General features: G+C 40.1%; 23 protein-coding genes and 2 pseudogenes. 8 read left to right on the top strand and 17 right to left on the bottom strand.

The window, feature by feature from the left end; genetic code table 11:
- Nucleotides 1-247: 247 nt before the first annotated feature.
- From ACOWPH_RS03020 to ACOWPH_RS03010, 3 genes are read right to left on the bottom strand one after another with little or no spacing between them, the layout of a single operon-like run.
- The gene (locus ACOWPH_RS03020; RefSeq protein WP_015213935.1) at nt 248-472 is read right to left on the bottom strand and encodes a hypothetical protein; all 225 of its coding nucleotides are present in this window, start codon (nt 470-472) and stop codon (nt 248-250) included.
- A gap of 8 nt (nt 473-480) precedes the next feature.
- Nucleotides 481-744: a hypothetical protein gene (locus tag ACOWPH_RS03015; RefSeq protein WP_015213934.1), complete on the bottom strand. Its 264-nt coding sequence runs from the start codon at nt 742-744 to the stop codon at nt 481-483.
- Nucleotides 745-757: 13 nt separating this feature from the next.
- A complete protein-coding gene (locus ACOWPH_RS03010; RefSeq protein WP_015213933.1) occupies nt 758-1,738 on the bottom strand; it encodes a hypothetical protein in 981 nt (326 codons plus the stop codon).
- A gap of 838 nt (nt 1,739-2,576) precedes the next feature.
- On the opposite strand from ACOWPH_RS03010, the gene ACOWPH_RS03005 reads away from it, so the two are divergent.
- The 3 genes and pseudogenes from ACOWPH_RS03005 to ACOWPH_RS02995 all read left to right on the top strand — a co-directional run bounded on the left by ACOWPH_RS03005 (nt 2,577) and on the right by ACOWPH_RS02995 (nt 4,982).
- Nucleotides 2,577-3,539: a hydrogenase small subunit gene (locus ACOWPH_RS03005; protein WP_015213932.1), complete on the top strand. Its 963-nt coding sequence runs from the start codon at nt 2,577-2,579 to the stop codon at nt 3,537-3,539.
- Nucleotides 3,540-3,628: 89 nt separating this feature from the next.
- Nucleotides 3,629-4,138, top strand: a pseudogene (locus ACOWPH_RS03000) (nickel-dependent hydrogenase large subunit); the annotation flags it as partial.
- A gap of 433 nt (nt 4,139-4,571) precedes the next feature.
- Nucleotides 4,572-4,982 carry a hypothetical protein gene (locus ACOWPH_RS02995; protein ID WP_015213930.1) on the top strand — a complete coding sequence of 137 codons (411 nt, stop codon included), beginning with the start codon at nt 4,572-4,574 and terminating at the stop codon, nt 4,980-4,982.
- A gap of 14 nt (nt 4,983-4,996) precedes the next feature.
- On the opposite strand, the gene ACOWPH_RS02990 is transcribed toward ACOWPH_RS02995, so the two are convergent.
- Nucleotides 4,997-5,521 carry a DUF1993 domain-containing protein gene (locus tag ACOWPH_RS02990; RefSeq protein ID WP_015213929.1) on the bottom strand — a complete coding sequence of 175 codons (525 nt, stop codon included), beginning with the start codon at nt 5,519-5,521 and terminating at the stop codon, nt 4,997-4,999.
- Nucleotides 5,522-6,221: 700 nt separating this feature from the next.
- Between ACOWPH_RS02990 and ACOWPH_RS02985 the strand changes: the two genes are divergently transcribed.
- Both ACOWPH_RS02985 and ACOWPH_RS02980 read left to right on the top strand, forming a co-directional pair.
- Nucleotides 6,222-6,749, top strand: a complete 528-nt coding sequence (locus tag ACOWPH_RS02985) for a hypothetical protein (RefSeq protein ID WP_015213928.1) — start codon at nt 6,222-6,224, stop codon at nt 6,747-6,749.
- 243 nt (nt 6,750-6,992) lie between these two features.
- The gene (locus ACOWPH_RS02980) at nt 6,993-8,543 is read left to right on the top strand and encodes an ATP-binding protein (protein ID WP_015213927.1); all 1,551 of its coding nucleotides are present in this window, start codon (nt 6,993-6,995) and stop codon (nt 8,541-8,543) included.
- Between the two features lie 124 nt (nt 8,544-8,667).
- On the opposite strand, the gene ACOWPH_RS02975 is transcribed toward ACOWPH_RS02980, so the two are convergent.
- The 3 genes from ACOWPH_RS02975 to ACOWPH_RS02965 form a co-directional block, all read right to left on the bottom strand.
- Nucleotides 8,668-9,525 (bottom strand): hypothetical protein, encoded by an 858-nt coding sequence (locus ACOWPH_RS02975; RefSeq protein ID WP_015213926.1) that lies wholly within the window; start codon nt 9,523-9,525, stop codon nt 8,668-8,670.
- A gap of 198 nt (nt 9,526-9,723) precedes the next feature.
- The gene (locus ACOWPH_RS02970; RefSeq protein WP_015213925.1) at nt 9,724-10,239 is read right to left on the bottom strand and encodes a DUF2059 domain-containing protein; all 516 of its coding nucleotides are present in this window, start codon (nt 10,237-10,239) and stop codon (nt 9,724-9,726) included.
- Nucleotides 10,240-10,440: 201 nt separating this feature from the next.
- Nucleotides 10,441-11,112 (bottom strand): TetR/AcrR family transcriptional regulator, encoded by a 672-nt coding sequence (locus tag ACOWPH_RS02965; RefSeq protein ID WP_015213924.1) that lies wholly within the window; start codon nt 11,110-11,112, stop codon nt 10,441-10,443.
- A gap of 388 nt (nt 11,113-11,500) precedes the next feature.
- Here ACOWPH_RS02965 and ACOWPH_RS02960 point away from each other — a divergent pair, with 388 nt between their 5' ends.
- Nucleotides 11,501-12,232, top strand: a complete 732-nt coding sequence (locus tag ACOWPH_RS02960; RefSeq protein WP_015213923.1) for a Coq4 family protein — start codon at nt 11,501-11,503, stop codon at nt 12,230-12,232.
- A 140-nt stretch (nt 12,233-12,372) separates the two neighbouring features.
- Here the strand turns inward: ACOWPH_RS02960 and ACOWPH_RS02955 are convergent, their stop codons facing one another.
- The 9 genes and pseudogenes from ACOWPH_RS02955 to ACOWPH_RS02915 form a co-directional block, all read right to left on the bottom strand.
- Entirely contained in the window at nt 12,373-12,561 is a 189-nt protein-coding gene (locus ACOWPH_RS02955) for a hypothetical protein (protein WP_015213922.1), read from the bottom strand.
- A 69-nt stretch (nt 12,562-12,630) separates the two neighbouring features.
- A complete protein-coding gene (locus tag ACOWPH_RS02950) occupies nt 12,631-14,487 on the bottom strand; it encodes a hypothetical protein (RefSeq protein ID WP_150110998.1) in 1,857 nt (618 codons plus the stop codon).
- Nucleotides 14,488-14,778: 291 nt separating this feature from the next.
- Nucleotides 14,779-14,934: pseudogene (locus ACOWPH_RS02945) on the bottom strand (site-specific integrase); the annotation flags it as partial.
- 265 nt (nt 14,935-15,199) lie between these two features.
- Nucleotides 15,200-15,529 (bottom strand): aspartyl protease family protein, encoded by a 330-nt coding sequence (locus tag ACOWPH_RS02940; RefSeq protein WP_171815785.1) that lies wholly within the window; start codon nt 15,527-15,529, stop codon nt 15,200-15,202.
- Nucleotides 15,522-15,740, bottom strand: a complete 219-nt coding sequence (locus ACOWPH_RS02935; RefSeq protein ID WP_015213920.1) for a hypothetical protein — start codon at nt 15,738-15,740, stop codon at nt 15,522-15,524. The genes ACOWPH_RS02940 and ACOWPH_RS02935 overlap by 8 nt, the downstream gene beginning before the upstream one ends.
- 199 nt (nt 15,741-15,939) lie before the next feature.
- Nucleotides 15,940-16,323 (bottom strand): toxin-antitoxin system TumE family protein, encoded by a 384-nt coding sequence (locus ACOWPH_RS02930; protein ID WP_015213919.1) that lies wholly within the window; start codon nt 16,321-16,323, stop codon nt 15,940-15,942.
- Nucleotides 16,313-16,603, bottom strand: a complete 291-nt coding sequence (locus tag ACOWPH_RS02925; RefSeq protein ID WP_015213918.1) for a hypothetical protein — start codon at nt 16,601-16,603, stop codon at nt 16,313-16,315. The genes ACOWPH_RS02930 and ACOWPH_RS02925 overlap by 11 nt, the downstream gene beginning before the upstream one ends.
- Before the next feature lie 144 nt (nt 16,604-16,747).
- Nucleotides 16,748-17,095, bottom strand: a complete 348-nt coding sequence (locus ACOWPH_RS02920; RefSeq protein WP_015213917.1) for a type II toxin-antitoxin system PemK/MazF family toxin — start codon at nt 17,093-17,095, stop codon at nt 16,748-16,750.
- Nucleotides 17,092-17,409, bottom strand: coding sequence for a hypothetical protein (locus ACOWPH_RS02915; protein WP_015213916.1), 318 nt, complete (start codon nt 17,407-17,409; stop codon nt 17,092-17,094). Before ACOWPH_RS02915 ends, ACOWPH_RS02920 begins: the two co-directional genes overlap by 4 nt.
- A gap of 338 nt (nt 17,410-17,747) precedes the next feature.
- Between ACOWPH_RS02915 and ACOWPH_RS02910 the strand changes: the two genes are divergently transcribed.
- Together ACOWPH_RS02910 and ACOWPH_RS02905 are read left to right on the top strand one after the other, a co-directional pair.
- Complete coding sequence (locus tag ACOWPH_RS02910; protein ID WP_015213915.1) at nt 17,748-18,056, top strand: type II toxin-antitoxin system HigB family toxin; 309 nt, start codon at nt 17,748-17,750, stop codon at nt 18,054-18,056.
- On the top strand, nt 18,031-18,414 hold the full coding sequence (locus tag ACOWPH_RS02905; RefSeq protein WP_015213914.1) for a helix-turn-helix domain-containing protein: 384 nt from the start codon (nt 18,031-18,033) through the stop codon (nt 18,412-18,414). The genes ACOWPH_RS02910 and ACOWPH_RS02905 overlap by 26 nt, the downstream gene beginning before the upstream one ends.
- Here the strand turns inward: ACOWPH_RS02905 and ACOWPH_RS02900 are convergent.
- The gene (locus tag ACOWPH_RS02900) at nt 18,352-18,621 is read right to left on the bottom strand and encodes a hypothetical protein (RefSeq protein WP_015213913.1); all 270 of its coding nucleotides are present in this window, start codon (nt 18,619-18,621) and stop codon (nt 18,352-18,354) included. The two genes, ACOWPH_RS02905 and ACOWPH_RS02900, sit on opposite strands and share 63 nt — an antisense overlap.
- Nucleotides 18,622-18,634: the final 13 nt, after the last annotated feature.

Here is an 18,634-nt window from a genome sequence, read left to right as displayed (position 1 = left end):
AAAAATCCTTGCCATATAAGGATTATAGGTTAATCCATCGGTTGATTCAACATAAATTGCCATCAAAAATAGTAAAGCCCTTTATTTATAAGGGTTTTGGGGAAAATAAACTCATATTTGGCATAACAAGTAATGAAGAGCCATAAATTTTCTATATAATGCTTATATTATTCAATCCCATAGATAAATAAATCTGTAGGAATTGATAGTTTTAAAATTAAAACTTTGAATTTCCCACAGGAAAGACTTATTTCATTTTGAAGTCTTTGAGAAGAAAGGGGGTAATTATACCTGTTATTAAGCTAGACACAGTTATAGGTATACATAGAGGAATTTCTGCCTGTGCTAATAAGACTAATATGAGTGTACCTATGGTACTAGCAATGATGATTTGACCTAGAAAATTTATGGGGTCACGTAATAGTTTACCTTTGAAAAATAATTTAATGGAAAACCAGCTAAGTTCTAACATAAATCCTCCTAATAATTAGCTAAAAAGTGCAGTACTAATAATCCTAAAATGAGTACGGGAATCACGCCAGCAGGTGCAAATAAACTGCCAATAGTGGCAGCAAATTTATATCCTAAATCTTTACCAGCTAAAATCATGCCGCTAATAGCACCACCAATCATTGAGATGAATACAGCAATGATTAACCAAGCGAATGCGGTAGTCAGATTGATATCTGTATTTAAACTATGTAAAAATTCTCTGAGGGGTAAATTGTTGATCATGTCTGTCATGTTTGCTATCCTTTTACTGTACAAGTGTGGCTTGTATTTCTGATGCTATTTCTTGTAGGGTTGTAGCAATTATTTCTGCTTGTTCTAGCTGTTGATGTTCTGTAAATATTTGCCAAGCTTGTTGATAATAGCTTTGGGCTTGTAAGAGGTTTTGCTGATTACCTAATTCTGGCTTTTCGGGGTTGTCGGGTAAGTTGAAGAGAGCGTTAGCTTTGTTAGAAATTGTGTTAGCATATTCTACGGGTGTATCGTGAGAATTACGCACTTTTAAAGCTTCGTTATAAGCTAAAATAGCCCGTAAGTTGTTTTCTACAGGATGAGAACTCACTAAATATTGCAAAGCATTACCTAAGTTGTTTTGCAACATTGCATATTCTCTGGGGTGGTCAATGAGGTTAATATGCTTGAGGGCGACTTCAAAGGACTGGACAGCAAGACCTTGACGCAGATATTCCCGTTCTGATGCCATTGGCATAGAAAGATATGCGATCGCTATATTGTTATATAAAATAGCGTATTCTTGTGGGTATTCTTGCCACGTAAACACCCGCAAAGCCTCATGATAAGCTTGGATGCTGTCGGTTATCCGTGCTAAATTATAGGGAACTAGCGACTGTAAAACTAACCCCAAATTCATCTGCACTTCTGCCACTTCCACCGGCGCAGCTAACTGTTGTAAAATCGGTAAAGCTTCCTCATAGCCTATTTTCGCTTGCTGTAGCAGTTCCGTTCCCGTATCAGGAATCATCTGTAAAGTCCCCGACATTCCCACTTGGGCGCGGGCTTTAAGCAGCGGATAATTGTTACCACACATATCATAGGCGCGATAAAATAAACCCACTGCATTTCGCAAGTCTTGGGCAATTTTCGGCTTTTTTTGAAAGCCTTGCGCCATTGAAATCAGCATTTGAATTTTTTCTTCTTCTGTAGCTGATTCCGAAGCAATGGCTATAATAGCCGCTTTGACGGCTGAATCTGTAATACTAGGGTTCATAATCGGCGTACTTTAGCCAGTTGGGGAATTGAATTATCAACGCCCACACACATAGATGCGGGGCTAGAAACTAAGCCGATTTACGCAGGTTTTGAGTCAACAGATTCCCCAATTTCAGACCATTTTCACCAATTAGAAAGGTGAAAAACAGAGAAGCTAAAATTTCAATTAACGAGTATTTTTACCCAAAAATATCAATGTATGCTTCCTTATTTACCCAATTCAATCTTCATCACTATAAAGTACTTTATTGATAAAATTCTAGAGGGAAATTACCAAGATTAAGATGAGTTTTAATTAATTTAAAGTTTTCCTAACTGTTTTTGGTATCACTAGTTTACCAATTAGGGATGAATTGGATATTTTATAGACTTAATTATATATATTTTCCTTGATTATATCATCAAACAACAACTATTCTCTCTATAAAGTATTTAATATATTGCATAAGACTTTATAAAAATCTGTTCTTTATATCCAATGAATTGAAAAATAACAATTATTTCATCTTACCAGAAAATAAATTTTTATTTAAGCATATTGAATTTAATTTAAAAATCTCTAAAATGAAAGTTATCAATATTGATAAGTAGGTTATATCAATTTTGTATGATAACTTGCTTGATGTAGCTATGAAGGCGCTAAATACGGAATGAAAAATGAACCGCGAAGACGCGAAGGACGCGAAGAAATGAAGAAGTAAGTAAGAGGGTTTGGTGAAGTTTCAATAAGAAATAGTAAGAGAAGAAGTTCATGAAGAGAGAGAAAAAACTGTGCAAATGGAACTTCTTCAATTTCTTGAATTGTGCATGGTAAACAATAGAAAAATACATCGCCGATGACTAACGTACTCTGGCTACAAGGTGGTGCTTGTTCAGGAAACACCATGTCATTTCTCAATGCTGAAGAACCAACAGTTTGTGATTTAATTGCTGACTTTGGGATTAATATTCTTTGGCATCCTTCTTTGGGAGTGGAACTAGGCACAAACTTACAAACCCTGCTTTGGGAATGTGTTTTAGGTAAAACTCCTCTCGATATTTTGGTATTTGAAGGTAGTGTAGTTAATGCACCTAATGGTACAGGTGAATGGAATAGATTTGCAGACCGTCCCATGAAAGATTGGTTAACAGATTTAGCCAAAACTGCTAAATTTATTGTTGCCGTGGGAGACTGTGCAACTTGGGGCGGAATTCCTGCCATGTCACCCAACCCCAGCGACTCAAAAGGACTGCAATTTCTCAAACGAGAAGAAGGCGGTTTTTTAGGTAAAGATTTCGTCAGTCAAGCCGGTTTACCTGTAATTAATATTCCTGGTTGTCCAGCACACCCTGATTGGATAACGCAGATATTAGTAGCGATCGCCACAGGTCGCATTTCTGATATAGTTCTCGATGAACTTCACCGTCCCCAAACCTTCTTCAACACCTTTACCCAAACAGGTTGTACCCGCAACATTCACTTTGCTTACAAAGCCACAACCGCCGAATTTGGACAACGTAAAGGCTGTTTATTCTACGACTTAGGTTGTCGTGGCCCCATGACTCACTCCTCCTGTAACCGCATTCTCTGGAACCGCGTCTCCTCCAAAACCCGCGCTGGAATGCCCTGTTTAGGTTGCACAGAACCCGAATTTCCCTTTTTCGACCTCAAACCCGGAACAGTCTTTAAAACTCAAACCGTCATGGGAGTTCCCAAAGAAATACCCCCCGGAGTCAACCACAAAGATTATGCAGTCCTCACAGTTGTTGCAAAAAACGCAGCACCAAAATGGGCAGACGAAGACTTTTTTACAGTTTAGATAATAGGACTGGAGATTAGAAAAGTAAAATTCTCCTGTTCTTCTTCCTCTTGAACTCCTGAACTTCTGAACTCCTATTCCCTATCATTATGCCAATTCAAACCTTAGATATTTCCCCCGTCGGTAGAGTCGAGGGAGATTTAGATGTCCGTGTCGAAATTGATAATGGATATGTTACAAATGCTTGGACTCACGCTGAACTTTTTCGCGGCTTTGAAATAATTTTACGCGGAAAAGATCCCCAAGCTGGATTAATTGTTACACCTCGGATTTGTGGAATTTGTGGCGGTTCTCACCTCAGTTCTGCATCTTGGGCATTAGATACAGCTTGGGGAACAGAAGTTCCTCGTAATGCAATATTGGCGAGAAACTTAGGTCAAATTGTCGAAACAATCCAAAGCATTCCTCGCTATTTTTACGGATTGTTTGCAATTGATTTAACTAATAAAAATTATCGCCGTAGTCACTTTTATGATGAAGCTTGTCGGCGCTTTGCTGCCTTCACAGGTAAATCTTATGAAATTGGGATTACAATTTCTGGTAAACCTGTCGAAATTTACGCTTTATTAGGTGGACAATGGCCGCACAGCAGTTATATGGAAATAAATTAAGGAATTGCTTATATAGTCAGGATTTCCCAAGACAGGGGCAATTATTCCCTGGATTTTCCTTAAAATAGACGATAAACTCACCGTTAGCTACATCAGAAGCGGAGATAGCAAGCAGTAAAGTCATTTATTTTTCTATGATTTGGTTTTCTCAGGCGTTACCTAATTTTTCCCTAACCCCAGATTAACGTAAGTTGCTAATTAGGGAAAATGTCAGAATCAGGATGTCCAGGATTAAAGGATTTACAGGATTAAAACAGAAAATTACTCACCAATGACCCATTACCAGCCTCAACTAGATAACTAGCAACTTGAGTTATTAGCGATTCCTACGGAGCGCTTCGCTATCGCATAACTATGATAAATTTTTAGTAAGCAAAGAATAATCCAATCTACCTATCCTCTTTTAATCCTCTTCCCCATTATGAATTTCAAACGATGGCAGGAACTCAAACAAATCCTCACTGAAGAAAAAGATTTGTCTAACATCTGGTTATATTATATGGATCATTTTGCAGATAATCCTAAATTTATCGACTTGGGTCAACGTGTCCAGAATCAATATATAGATGCAGTTGTCAAAAAAACCTGTCAACAACTATTTGGTGAAAACGTTAAAATTACCGATTCTCTCCTCATCCATATTCCCCGACAGCAATTTTTTCATGGCCCCTTCCAAGCAAGCAGACGAATTGGTGGTGTGATTTTCTTTGAGGATATCAAAGTTGGTTTAATGGCTGTTTCCGCACAGTTTCCCCCAACTAGTGAGGTGAAATATTCCCGGTTTACCGAAGTAATGGATCTATCCCCACCAACAGGTCATGATTTAAATTGAAGGGTTATTAGCTGTTATGCATTACCTTGATGCTTCACAAAAGGTACTAAATGCATCATGAAATCGCGTTTACCTATTGGTACTCCTGCCATACGCAGGATATTGTACGCCGTTGTTATATGAAAATAAAAGTTGGGTATGAGAAAATCATCTACATAGGAAAGTCCAGATAATTCTGCGTATAGCCCTTGTCCAAGATCGAGGCGATTGAGTTCTGACAACTTAGAATCAGCAACATTGATACTTGCCAACAATTCCTTAGTCGATGAAATATGACCACGCGCTTCAACTAAAGATGTGACATTGGGGTTCAAGTTGTTTGCCGGCTGTCCTAAGCACCACAATGCAAAGTTACGGGGCTGATTGCAAACAAATACAATTTGTGTGCTGAAAGGAAACATATCGGGTGCAATGCGACGCTGTAATAAAGATTCTACATCATCGGCGAAATGACTCTCTGCTACCTCTAACAGATGACTCAACGTATCCAGTCTAGAACTGAATATATTTTGTAGTGCTATAATTTTCTGATTTTCCATATAATTTTAGTAACACGACATTTTGTTTATATTGAAGTATAAGCCAGGATTTTATCAATATAAATACGCAAATGGTAATATCTGCGGTTAAATAATTACATAGGGCTTGCTGAAAAAGTCTTCTGGTTAGGGCTAGGAGTCAGAAGTCAGGAGTCAGGAGTCAGGAGGAAGAATTAGAAGGAGATCAGAATATTCTCAAATCTGGGTAAATGAACGGTTTTTGATGATTTCATCGCTTATTTCTTGCACCTTCTCCTACTTTTTTCAGCCTGAAACTGTTGATATATCTAGGTTTTTGGTTTATTCAGCAAACCCTACATACTTGTTTGAGTATAGAAGTATTTATTTGTTTGGAAATTGTGCGATTGCGAAGCGCTGCTTAGGAATCGCTTTTTTAAAGGTGTTTAACGTTCTATCTGAGTGGCTGCAAGTAACTATTGTGACATCTTGCTGGTGTCGTAATAGTTACTTGCAGCCGGATTGTTAGACTTAAGGAAGTAAGCAGCCTTGCCAAATACTTTAGGATATAAAGCATCTCAAAGATTACTCGGTTTAGCTCTCCTTATCTTGACCGTCCTCCCTATAACTTATAGTCTTGGCCGGATCGACTGATGGTAAATTGGACGGTGGCGGTGGTGGTGGCGGAGACTGCTGCTGGTTCTCATTCTTTGACTTATCTGACATTTAAGAAGCTCCAGTAATGACTAACATCAAACTTACTTACGAATATACTTTAAATTCAATTAAAGCAGCCAGTGAAAGTATTGATAAGCTTAATACAAAGCTCACAGTGATTCTGACTCTTAGCGGTATCCTCATTAATTTCGGAAAGGATTTGCCTGCTTATTCTACTTATATCAAATGCCATACGGATAAATATCCTTGTATTACCTGTTATCTACTCCAACTAATCGCATATATTCTTATATCTATTTCTATCGTAACAAGCTTGTGGGGATTGCTACCTACTAAAGCTGGGAAAATCGTGTTACCAGAGCAACTACTTACAGATGAATGGAATAAAGCAGAAGAGGAAAACTATATGACCGCTCTAATTCGGTATTTGGAGAAGGAAACACTTCTAGAACTCAACGAATTGCGAAGTAAGAAAGGAAAGAGATTGAACTATACAATAATGGCAATGGGAGGAGCTGTATTGCTGTTAGGTTTGGACAAAATTCTAGGAGCTTCAGTTCCAGTATTAGAGAATTTCTGTAGGAATCTTTAAACCTGAATGCGGGAGTCAGTCTAACTATTTATTTAGACGGAAATTTTCTGTCTATCACACCAACCTATCCAAACAAATAAAGCGTTACAGATACTTTGGTCATGATATCAAAAACTATAGACACAATGATTCTGTATATATACCGGATACTTAAACAAACAACAATCCTCAATTAGCCCTTCCTGCCATCCTCAACTGCAAAATCGTCTAAACTTAAAGTGTTCGCTAACTGCTAAAATCATGATGTCTCGCTGGTTTAATATTGCCGGTCCTTGTAACCCTGAAAAGCACTACACCATCTCAGCCACAAGTCGTCTCCCTGACTTATCAATGCTAATTGAACAAGAAAGTTATTTCGTGGTTCATGCACCGCGACAAACGGGGAAAACAACAGCAATGTTAGCCCTAGCACAGCAACTTACCGCCACAGGACGTTATGCAGCAGTAATGGTATCAGCAGAAGTAGGAAGTGCATTTAATCATGACCCAGGTGCGGCAGAATTAGCGATTTTGGGAGCTTGGCAAAATACAATTGAGGATAACTTACCCCCAGAACTACAACCCCCAACTTGGGTTTATAATGCGCCTGGGCAGAGAATTGGCGAAAATTTAAGAGCTTGGTCACGAGCAATCAAGCGTCCGTTAGTATTATTTATAGATGAAATTGATTCCCTACAAGACCAAACTCTAATTTCAATTTTACGTCAATTACGAGATGGTTTTCCTAATCGTCCAGAAAATTTTCCTTCCTCCGTGGGATTAATCGGTTTACGAGATGTGCGAGATTATAAAGTAGCATCAGGTGGTAGTGACAGATTAAACACATCTAGTCCTTTTAATATTAAGGTTAGTTCTATTACTCTGCGAAATTTTAATGCTGAAGAAGTGGCAGAATTATATCAACAACATACAGAAGAAACAGGACAAATTTTCACACCGGAAGCCACAGAAACAGCCTTTGATTTAACCCAAGGACAACCTTGGTTAGTGAATGCTTTGGCTAAAGAAATTGTGGAAAAAATGGTTAAAGATAGAAATATTGCTATTACAAAAGAACATATTTTACAGGCAAAGGAAATATTAATTGCTCGTCAAGATACTCATCTGGATAGTTTAGCTGAACGCTTACGAGAACCAAGAATAAAAGCAATTATCGAGCCGATGTTAGCAGGTTTGGAATTGGGGGATATACCCAACGATGATATTCAATTTGTGATTGATTTGGGTTTATGTAAAATGCACCCCTACGGTGGATTAACCATTGCTAATCCCATTTATCGGGAAGTTTTACCCAGAGTGTTAACGGTGACACCAATGGCTTCTTTACCAATGATTGCACCAACTTGGCTAACTCCGGAAGGTGAATTAAATATAGATGCGTTACTTGCAGCATTTCTCAAGTTTTGGCGACAGCACGGAGAACCGTTGTTAGGTAGCACTGGCTACCATGAAATCGCTCCCCACATCGTATTAATGGCTTTTTTACATCGTGTTATTAATGGTGGTGGAATCTTAGAAAGGGAATATGCAATTGGTAGTGACAGAATGGATTTATGTCTGCGTTACAAAGATGTAACGTTAGGTATTGAGTTAAAGGTCTGGCGGGAAAAAAAGCGTGACCCCCAAACTGAGGGTATTGAACAATTAGAATCCTATTTAGGGCGTTTGGGGTTGGATTTTGGTTGGTTATTTGTGTTTGATAGGCGGAAAAATGCCCTACCAATGGAAGAACGTTTATCAACGGAGGTGGTGGCGACGGAAAATCAACGTAGAATTACTGTGATTCGGGCATAAGTATTTTGGGCGTTGCTGAATTGAGGTATAAAATTCCCAAGTTGAACCTTTAAAACTCTTACCTTTGCGTCTTCCCTGCGGGACGCTACGCGAATGCGCCTTTGCGTGAGACTAAAATTCTGAGTTATGGTTTTTTCAAACGCTCCGGCACTATGTCAATCTCTGTTACCGAATAAGGTTTACCATTCAAACACTTACGTAATTCATCCCTTACCTTTAGCCCACTATGCCACATGGTCTTAGCAACAGACTTACCATCTATTTTGACATCAAAGTTCTGGACATCTTCTATCCCCGCTAAAGCTGCATCAATTGTCGGTACAGCAAAAGCAATTACCCCAAATGGCATATTTGGCATTGTGTAATTGAATGCCTTGACAGTAGCAGGGGGGTCATTGTTTTGAATCAAAGTAACCGTGATTGTTTGTATCGTTTTAGGTTTAGGAATACTTTCGGTTGCAAATGTCAGCAAAGCAAACTTCTCATTGCCAGTTGGCCCCAACAAATTGATCATGACTGGAGCGTCTTTAGCTTCTGGATCCATTGATGCCTTGAAAAAGGATGCAACACAAGAGCCACCTGATTTTACCCCCTCTAACCTTGAAGTAGGAAAAAGCCTCCAACTGCCCGATAGATATTTCAGATACTTTGGATCTTGCAATAATTGAGCTTGCTGTTGCAAATTGAGTAGGGCAGAAGCGGCTTGAAACTGTAGAGCTGCAAACTGAGGGTCGTAATAACGAGAAGGCGAATTATCCCTCCCTTGATTTTCTGGCTCCTCTTGATAATTCGGGTCTCTGTCACAAAGAAGAACAGATGCGACACCATTCCCAGCTTCGGTACTCCCAACCACTATTTCTCCCGGTCCAGCGCCACCGCAAGCATATTCAGCTTTTGCTTTCGGGGCAAGGAAAGTCATGATGACGACAAGAGAAAAACTAACTGGCAAACCTTTGCAGAACAAGTCTTTAGATAAATTCATCTTTGAAATTTCAAGCTGAGGTTAATGTGAATTTTTTAAGCCGTTGCCGTTACCAAGAATTCAATCTGCATAACGCTTGAATTGATCGGCTAGGCTAACGCCTAGCTTACCGCAGGTATCGCTCCCAACTCAAAACTAAAATATCATATTTGTCCAGTCCAATGATTTGTTATGACCCTTCTCAATGGGGCTGGAAGTCTAGTCTGGGGGTAAATTTATTTTGCCGTTATTATAGTTCTCCCACAATTCAAATCCCATTTTGAACCTTTGTTTAGATGTATCCATATATGCTTGAACTTCAGACTTCAACAACTTTTTCATCACAGGTTGCTTTGATAAATTTAACAGTTCCTTTAATTCATCTTCCGAAAAATCGGCTTCCAGTTTTGCTGCATAGGCATCTTTGAAGTGTCTCCACCCAATTTCTCGGACAAACATCTTCCTAAACCTTTTATAAAGCTTAAAATCGTCGCCCTTACCAATTAGCGTGCCTATCAAGTGGTCGAAATGGGTATCATATCTTTGTGCGATTCCTGTCTCTAGTAGTACCTGGGTTGCTAATTTATACTTGGAGGTTTCTCTGGCAAATGTTTTGGATTGGTATTCAACTACAGGGGGTTGTTGAGAATGCGCTACATATACCGTAAAGAAGGTCAAGCAGACAACCAGTAACAATCCGAGAAACCTTGAAAATTGTAACTTTACTTTTAACATGAGAATTTAAGTACCTAAAGTTCGATATACAATTATTACAGGTGAATTGCCAAAAGCTATGATAATTTCTACGTTTAAATACTGAATAAGTCCACCAGTTTTTGTAACTGTTGAACGCTTGCTGGAGGCTGGACTTTGCCCATCGCTTTTCGCAAAGATTGTCTAGTACAGTCGAGAGTCCCTTTTCTGACGATTCGGATGTTAGTCTGCTCCAGCCGGGTTGTTTGCTGGGATTAGCTCTGATGAGAAATAGCTTTGTAGGTAGTGTAAAGAGAGCCGTTTCGTTTCTGCCACCAGACGCTGCCGATACAGTGGCTCTTGACTAAGCGATAACCATAGTAAAGTGCCGATCGCTTTAACCAGCACAAAGGCGATCGCTTCATAATCCGCGTGTTCTAATCTGGCATCGCGGTTGGCTAAGGAACTCGCTAAATCCTGAATCAATTTGGCATCGGTTGCCTCATCAATTTCGTCCAATTCGCGTATCGTTCCTTGAACTTCCATGAAAATGGCATAGTAGCTGGGGTTGTCAGTAAAGAAGCGATCAGTAGTGTCAATCAACTGGTTCACGTAATCAGCCAAAGGGAGTGTGACCGTCTCAGCCTTATCAATAAAGACCAACTCTTGATGCAGCATTTCTGCATAGCGAAGAGATAAAGCTTGTAAAATTGCGGTCTTGTCTGGAAAAAACTGATAAAGCGATCCGATGGGAACCTGGGCTTGAGCCGCGATCGCGTTGGTCGTCGTAGCGGCGTAACCTTGGCTGGCAAACAGTCCTTCCGCCACATCTAAAATGCGGTTGACGCGCTCCTGACTGCGGGCTTGTCGCGGCTTGCGGCGCATTCCACCTGCGGGTGATGAACTTTCAGACATGGACGCTCTCCCTAACTTTCAGAAATACATGAGATTTACTCACATTTTGTTTGACAAAACATGAGGGCTACTCATATAATAAAAACGTGAGTGTTACTCATATAATAACTCGGTTTGTCCCAGAGAGCTATGTTATGCACCAAAATCTGCTGCTCACTCCGAAAGCTGTCTCTGCTTGTGCCACGCCCGCTCAGTGTCTTATGCGATGTGGCTACCTTAGATTCCGTTTTGTGCGCTATCAGTGTTCTCGCTGGTTCGTGTTGGCGATCGCCCGGATTGATTTTGTCAGTGTTTATGGGTTGCTTAATGACCTGCTCTGGTAGAAGTTTCTGACTGTGTTTGATGGTTTGCAATTTATCAACGGTTGAGTTTTTTGGAGTGATTCCTTATGCAACTGCTCAATTCTGCTACGTCTAATGCTTCTGTTAACACTAATCTGCAAAAACAGACGCAAAATCCAATTGTTCAAGGCTTGATGTCAATCCTGTCAAAGCTGCTGATCGTTAAGTCATCGTTATCGATGCTATTTGGAGACAATAGCCTGGAAACAGTCGGCGAACTGACCTACGGTTTGTTGGCAACCACCGCTTACGATTTAGTAGCTCAACACTTAAACCAAGATATAGCTTGCGCTACCCTGATCCGCGATCGCTACATTCCCCCTGCCCACGACTTGGAATATTTACTCACCTTACCCTCCAATTCTCTGGGGTACATCTACGCCGCGCAGATAAAGAAAATGGGCTTCGATCCTAATCTTCATGCTGGAATGACTGCGAAATCAGATGCCGAATACGTCGAGCTACGACTGAGCCAAACTCACGATCTCTGGCATATTGTGACCGGATTTGACACCTCTTTAAACAGCGAAATTGGCTTACAGGCGTTCCATTTACCCCAGTTTCCCTATCCACTGGGAACTATGTTGGTTGCGATTAGTTTGATATCCACCACCTTGCAGGAACCAGAAATGCTACCTAAATTGTTGGAGGCGATCGCCCAAGGATTTCAAATGGGTAAAACTGCAAAGCCTCTCTTTGCCCAGAAGTGGGAAGAGGGTTGGGAAAAGCCCCTGACCCAATGGCAGGAGGAGTTGAACATTCAGCCAATTCGGAACTAGGCAACAGAGTCACTGGATGGGCAAGTTACGCAATGATTTCTAGGGTTTATAGCTGCGCCCATCGCAGATATCGCACTGAAGTAAGGTTGGTGGATAAAAGAGAACCTGTTGGGTTTTATACTTCAATCCAACTTACAAGATTAGCGATCGCAGTTAATCACAGCTTCCCCATTAACCCCATCCAAACTGAGAGATGCCATTTGCAGAAAGTTCTGTGCTAATCGTTCAAGACGTACAGAAAGGCGATAGCTTCGCTCTCTTCGAGACGCTTCGCGAACGCCGTAGGTATCGCACCGAAAAGCAATTTGTTCTACAGTCCAGTTATTCATTCGCACTGAAAGAATATGAATTTTGATGACTGATTGTTGCGTTTAGATGTCTATTGAATCGACCACGATTTATCGACCGACAGTAAACCAGTCAGTCCATTTAGGATTCGCAACTCTAGGATCATAGTAGGCACTTCTGATGTACCCGTCATTCCCTTTAGTAAAAAGAGTTACACCACCTTTTGTCGCGCTGATGGCGCTAACATTCCGAGTTGTGGGTACGGAACCCCCTAGAGAGAACCAATTAGACCATTTGGCGTTAGCAATACGTGGATCGTAGTAAGCACTCCATACGCTGTTGTCTACTCCTACCGTGAATAATGATACGCCCCCTTCAATACTACTAACAGGACTAACGTTGGTATTAAGACGGACTTGCCCACCCAAAGAGAACCAACCAGACCATTTAGGATTCGCAACGCGGGGGTCATAATACGCGCTCCATACAGCACTGTCTATACTAACCGTAAATAGGGATATTCCACCCCGTGTAGTACTAACAGGACTAACGTTAGTATTAGGACGGACTAGCCCACCTAAAGAGAACCAATCAGACCATTTAGGATTCGCAACGCGGGGATCATAATATGCGCTCCATACAGCACTATCTAAACCGATCACAAATAAGGATATTCCACCTTCTACACTGCTAATTGCTTTGACATCAGCATCTGAACGGACTTTGCCACCTAGAGAAAACCAGCCATTCCACTTGGGATTCGCAACACGAGGGTCATAATATGCGCTCCATACGGCATTATCACTCCCCACAATAAATAAAGAGACACCACCTTCTGTGGCACTGACAGCAGCAATTTTTGAGCCGGGACGGACTTTTCCACCTAGAGAAAACCAACCCGTCCATTTAGGATTAGCAACACGCGGATCGTAATATGCGCTCCAAACTGCTCCGTCCGTCCCAACAGTGAATAGTGTTGAACCCCCTCTAGTAGGGCTTACTGCGGTGACATAGTTAGATTTAGTCGCATTCGTCGGACTCAAGCGAAAACTTCCTGTCCATTGAGGATTCGCAACACGTGGGTCGTAATAGGCACTCCAAATATTGCCTTCTTCTCCGACTGTAAATACTGTCGAAGCACCTTCTACTGGACTAATTGCCGATACATCGGATTGAATATTAGCAACTGAATTAGGATTACGCCCATAGAGTTGGACTAACCCTTCAATATCACGGTCACTCAGATTACCATCCCCATTCCAGGCAGGATTACAGTAATTCATAATTGAACGTAAATCATAGGGAGTGATTTTCCAATCACCAGAACCGCCACCGCCAGCATCATCTGAGCATTTTGCATCAGGATTATCATCACGGGTATGCTCATGGTCAAAGCCTAGTGCATGTCCAAATTCATGAGATGCAATAACTTTAGTACAAAATTCACGTTCAGTACTGGAAGGAATTCGATTAGGATTGCTGAAACCAGTCGGTTGCGCTCCACCATCTTGGCACGAGGATTGCCAACTGGCATAGGTAATGTTCAAAACCATTCCATTTGTCTTGCCGTCTAATTCATCTCCTAGCCCTTTGGTATGAGGTCTAACGTCAGCAAGTTGAATCCTGATTCCCTTGCTATTATTCTGACAGTCGCCCCAGTTAATAAATCTAGCACTGCTTTCTTTTTCCCAGGTTTGTGCGATCGCATCTCGCACCCATTGTTTTTCAACATTGTTACCACCCGTTTCCCAGCAGACAGAGATTTGTCTTGCACTCCAAAGGTTGCTCCGTTCAACAATTAGGGGTTGCTCGATCTTGCCAATATCTTGGGCGCGACCGGCTAAGGGGAAAATCAGAGTACTGATTGCCGATGAAGAAAACAGGAACAATGCTGATATTTGCTTTAGTTTTTTGCTAGTCAATAAAGGAAGTGAGGTTGTCATTGAGAAACGAGTCAATGTTTTCATAGGATGCTTTCTTATTCTATTTGAGTAAAGTAGGGATGCTGTCGCATGAATGCAGGGAAGGGCTATAGGAGGTGGGCGAAGTACTGGGATTTAATGGCGGATGGTTCATGGAAAAAAGAAGTAGAACCCTCTTAACATTTATCACGGTTCCACAGTCGGCATAATTATTTATTATACGGAAAATTTCCGTATGACACTTTTACATACAACCTTATAGTGAGCATTACAGGCAAGTCTTGTCAAAATTATGCAGAATTTTTCTAGATAATATCCCTATTGGCGTGTTATGCAGAATTTTTCCGTATATTCCTTTGTATGACCTAAATTGTCTGCTGCGGCTTTTATTGGTATTCCCTGAAGATGCGCTCTAATTGCACAAGCATGGCGTAAATCATAAGGTTGAAAGTCAATTCCCACCCTTCTAAACCATCTGTATATATCTCTCCGCTACTCCATTCAGCCTACAGTAATGAGCGATAGCGAAGCACTCCGTAGGAATCGCAATTAATAATAGTTCAGGTAATAGTTCAGGAAACACAAGAAAATGGATTTTGAGCGATCGCAAAGCGCGACATAGAAATCACTTTTATCAAAGATGTTTAACAGTGAATGTCCAGTTTTAGTCAACCCGCTTGGGGCGAATTTCAAACTCAGAACGCGCACGGAAGAAGCAGACATCAAACTCAAAGAAGAAATTAGCCTGTCCCAAGATCTAAGGCACATTGGTTGCTTGTGTCCAGGCAAATGCCAGGTTAATAGTTGGGAATGAACCGACTTGAGCATCAACAACAACTGCGCGGGCTTCAAATTGAGCCAAATTTCCTGCTAATATAACCGAGAGTGTCTCATTCTCCCAGATAAAACCTAGTTGCTTTCCTATTTCGTAGGGCAAAACATTCACACTTGCGCCTGTGTCCAATAAGCCTTCAACCTTCAAGGAATGACCGTTATAACCGAGGGTCAAAGGCAGATGGGGCATTCTATCCACCATGCCCAGGCTACTGTCAATAATTTTGTAGGGAAATCTTTGAGCGTCAACCATTCTTTTCTTGTTGCTTTGTCGCCAGAAGATTCATCAAAATATTGGCAGCCTCAGAGCAATTGTAGGGCGACCAGACTGGATACTCTTGATTTGCAACAAAGAAGTTTGCATCTTCTTCTTTTACCAGTTCTGTGGCGAGAAACTGCATCAGCCGAAGCTTATCAATTTTGGGCAATGTCTGGATTTGTGACATGAGTTCAACCAATGGCATTTGAGAATCTCCTCGTTTGAGGGTTGGTGAAAGGATACGATCGCTATCTCATGTTAACCTAGTGATGCCTTGGGCGATAGCGAAGCGCTCCGTAGGAATCGCAGTTAATCCCAGTTAAGGAAGCACAAGATAATGGATTTTGAGCGAACTGACAAGTCAGCGCTTGCGCTATCGCATTTCCCCAATATTAGCGATCGCACTATCCTAATATTTTTTTAACCTCATTGAGTACCTCATCTAAAAAAGGAGCATCTGATTTAATCACATTATTCTCACTGCCATCATGTTTATGATGAGGAAAAGTAGGGAGATTTAATTTTCGATGATGTTCAGTATTGTCATAACGAAAAATTAGGTTATTTTCTGAATTCATATATTGATAACTATACATTTTTCGATCTATGGAGACTTCAACATAGACAAATTCTCGTAAATGCAGCAAAGAATTATCTTGAAAATCAATTTTTCCTCTGATCAAGCCTTCATATATTCCTCTTTTTTCACTTTCAATCTTGAATATTTTGACAATTTCTGAAGATTCAATTAAAAGCTGAATCTGCTGAAAATAATCTTCAATTAACAAAAACAATCTCCTCTATAGACTCTTTCATTTGTTGTAAATGTGTCAACATTCGAGATTCGCCAATCCATTCATCAAAATCAAAATTATGGGATAATTCATCATTATTAAAACGGTTTATAAATTCCTTTGTTGATAATTGATACTTGGTTTCCAATTCTATAATTCGTTCTTCTGTTCTTTTTATTCCTGCTATTACACTTTGTAATCTTTCTGATAAAGCACTTTCAATAATTCGTCTGAGGGAATCTGGATCTTTTGATCTTAGTTTGAGTTCAGCCATTATTTTTTCTCTTCCGATACCGTGCAGTCTAAAAGATGTTCTTGGGGTGAGTAGTTGTTATTCCTTTTTTTATTTTATCACTTGATAATCAAGACAGTAACTACAACATCAGCGATCTGCTTGCAGCAGCGCTTCGCTATCGCACTAAAGTCCCAAACAATAGCGAACTACGGTTTCTATGTCCTGCATTTTAGCATCTGAGAGTTTACCAGAGGGCTGGCTAGGAAAACGCTTTAAATCAAGTGAACGAATTTGAAAGCAAAGAAATACTGTCTCTATTGACAATCCAGTTTCTTCAGGTGAACACCTCACATTTGTTGGGTAGTTTTTGGTGATATTTGTTCCTTTTGTACCAACAACTACTGTAACGACTAATGGTAATTGATTGATAGCATCTACAGAAAGCACTAAAACAGGACGCTCTCCTGCTTGTTCTCTACCTTGAACTGGATTAAGATTGACGAAGTAAATTTCAGATCGCTGAACGCTCACAACCTTTCTATTCCATCCAGTTCAGAGATTTCAAACTCAGCATTAATTAGACCTATCTCTCTTTGGATCTCTGGATCGTTTGCCATATCAGTTAAGCTTGTCTCAATCAAAGTCCGCATTTTTAATGTATCAATTAGTTTAGGGTTGTTTAGGCTTATTGGTTGGAATATCTCCTGATCACCGTCTACCTGATCAATCAACTCAGGTAATAAGACAATAACCTTAACACGACTGCCGTAAGGCAATGTTAATGCTTGGTCTAAATTAATCTGCCCATTTGTGTTTACTGTCCCTGCTAACTCAACAGCTTTCATAAAGCCTCCTTTGTTTTTTACATCAGTTAATCAAGTCCCCATATTTCTATTTAAGTTAAATTTCCTCCTGGTTGATCAAGAAAATGGAAATTGAGCGCCAATATTAGCGATCGCATTTAATAATAGTTAAGGAAGTACAAGGAAATGGATATTGAGCGAACTGACAAGTCAGCGCTTGCGCTATCGCATTAACCAATATTAGCGATCGCAGTTAAGGAAGTACAAGGAAATGGATACTGAGCGATCGCCAAGCGCGACCTAGTAATCGCCGATCTTGTTAGGCGATGCACCGTATCTGAATCAGCTATTATAAAATATAAACTTTGATTTTTAAACCCATGCGAGTAATTAGTCGGAGGAGTTTACGAGAATTTTGGGAAAAACACTCAACAGCTAAAAATAGCTTATTATTATGGTATGACAGAATAACTAAGTCTTCCATTGAGAACTTTGCTCAATTACGTCAACTATTTCCCTCTGCTGATTTAGTTGGTAACTTCACCGTTTTTAATATTAGTGGTAATAATTATCGGTTAATTACTTACATTGACTATCAGGCACAAATCATTTTTATTCGTGATGTTTTAATCCACGCAGACTATGATAAGGAGAATTGGAAAAATGATGAATGGTTTAACAATCCCTAGCCCTTATTACCTCAGTTTAATTACAGAATTTGCACCTCGTCCTATTACAAATGATCTTGAATTAAGTATCACTCAACAAAGAATTAATACAATATTAGATCAAAAAAATCTTAGCCAAGATGATCGAGATTATATAAATGTATTAGGAATGTTAGTTTATGACTATGAAGAAAAAAATGAACAATTCCCTAAATTAACTGATGGAGAATTATTACAAACATTAATGGAAGACTATAATTTAGAAATACGAGATTTTTTAGGGATTTTTGAGCAAGAACAAACAATATTAGACATATTAGACGGAAAACGTCAACTCAATTCTCAAGAAACCTTCAAATTGCGATCGCTGATATTGTAAACTAGAAATATTGCGAACTGCTTGCAGCAGCGCTTCGCTATCGCGCAAGACAAGATAATAAAATTTGAGCGATCGCTTACCCATGAGATCGCAGTTAATCACAGTTAAAGAATCACAAGAAAGTGGATTTTGAGCGAACTGACAAGTCAGCGCTTGCGCTATCGCACTTAAACCAGAACTAGCGATAGCTTCGCTCGCCGTAGGCATCGCACTTCATAGT

Source organism: Anabaena sp. PCC 7938 (genome assembly GCF_049315035.1).
Lineage (GTDB): Bacteria > Cyanobacteriota > Cyanobacteriia > Cyanobacteriales > Nostocaceae > Anabaena > Anabaena cylindrica.
Note: the sequence above shows the minus strand (reverse complement) of the source record. Positions and strands in the feature narration are given on the sequence as shown.

What these genes read in the sequence shown, in the direction of transcription:
- ACOWPH_RS02975 (WP_015213926.1), bottom strand. Translation starts at nt 9,525, where the DNA reads ATGAATTTATCTAAAGACTTGTTCTGCAAAGGTTTGCCAGTTAGTTTT.
- ACOWPH_RS02905 (WP_015213914.1), top strand. Translation starts at nt 18,031, where the DNA reads ATGATGAATGGTTTAACAATCCCTAGCCCTTATTACCTCAGTTTAATT.
- ACOWPH_RS02950 (WP_150110998.1), bottom strand. Translation starts at nt 14,487, where the DNA reads ATGAAAACATTGACTCGTTTCTCAATGACAACCTCACTTCCTTTATTG.
- ACOWPH_RS03020 (WP_015213935.1), bottom strand. Translation starts at nt 472, where the DNA reads ATGTTAGAACTTAGCTGGTTTTCCATTAAATTATTTTTCAAAGGTAAA.
- ACOWPH_RS02955 (WP_015213922.1), bottom strand. Translation starts at nt 12,561, where the DNA reads ATGAATAACTGGACTGTAGAACAAATTGCTTTTCGGTGCGATACCTAC.
- ACOWPH_RS03010 (WP_015213933.1), bottom strand. Translation starts at nt 1,738, where the DNA reads ATGAACCCTAGTATTACAGATTCAGCCGTCAAAGCGGCTATTATAGCC.
- ACOWPH_RS03005 (WP_015213932.1), top strand. Translation starts at nt 2,577, where the DNA reads ATGACTAACGTACTCTGGCTACAAGGTGGTGCTTGTTCAGGAAACACC.
- ACOWPH_RS02985 (WP_015213928.1), top strand. Translation starts at nt 6,222, where the DNA reads ATGACTAACATCAAACTTACTTACGAATATACTTTAAATTCAATTAAA.
- ACOWPH_RS02935 (WP_015213920.1), bottom strand. Translation starts at nt 15,740, where the DNA reads ATGCCATTGGTTGAACTCATGTCACAAATCCAGACATTGCCCAAAATT.
- ACOWPH_RS02960 (WP_015213923.1), top strand. Translation starts at nt 11,501, where the DNA reads ATGCAACTGCTCAATTCTGCTACGTCTAATGCTTCTGTTAACACTAAT.
- ACOWPH_RS02965 (WP_015213924.1), bottom strand. Translation starts at nt 11,112, where the DNA reads ATGTCTGAAAGTTCATCACCCGCAGGTGGAATGCGCCGCAAGCCGCGA.
- ACOWPH_RS02970 (WP_015213925.1), bottom strand. Translation starts at nt 10,239, where the DNA reads ATGTTAAAAGTAAAGTTACAATTTTCAAGGTTTCTCGGATTGTTACTG.
- ACOWPH_RS02915 (WP_015213916.1), bottom strand. Translation starts at nt 17,409, where the DNA reads ATGAAAGCTGTTGAGTTAGCAGGGACAGTAAACACAAATGGGCAGATT.
- ACOWPH_RS02900 (WP_015213913.1), bottom strand. Translation starts at nt 18,621, where the DNA reads ATGCCTACGGCGAGCGAAGCTATCGCTAGTTCTGGTTTAAGTGCGATA.
- ACOWPH_RS02910 (WP_015213915.1), top strand. Translation starts at nt 17,748, where the DNA reads ATGCGAGTAATTAGTCGGAGGAGTTTACGAGAATTTTGGGAAAAACAC.
- ACOWPH_RS02940 (WP_171815785.1), bottom strand. Translation starts at nt 15,529, where the DNA reads ATGGTTGACGCTCAAAGATTTCCCTACAAAATTATTGACAGTAGCCTG.
- ACOWPH_RS03015 (WP_015213934.1), bottom strand. Translation starts at nt 744, where the DNA reads ATGACAGACATGATCAACAATTTACCCCTCAGAGAATTTTTACATAGT.
- ACOWPH_RS02995 (WP_015213930.1), top strand. Translation starts at nt 4,572, where the DNA reads ATGAATTTCAAACGATGGCAGGAACTCAAACAAATCCTCACTGAAGAA.
- ACOWPH_RS02980 (WP_015213927.1), top strand. Translation starts at nt 6,993, where the DNA reads ATGTCTCGCTGGTTTAATATTGCCGGTCCTTGTAACCCTGAAAAGCAC.
- ACOWPH_RS02990 (WP_015213929.1), bottom strand. Translation starts at nt 5,521, where the DNA reads ATGGAAAATCAGAAAATTATAGCACTACAAAATATATTCAGTTCTAGA.
- ACOWPH_RS02925 (WP_015213918.1), bottom strand. Translation starts at nt 16,603, where the DNA reads ATGGCTGAACTCAAACTAAGATCAAAAGATCCAGATTCCCTCAGACGA.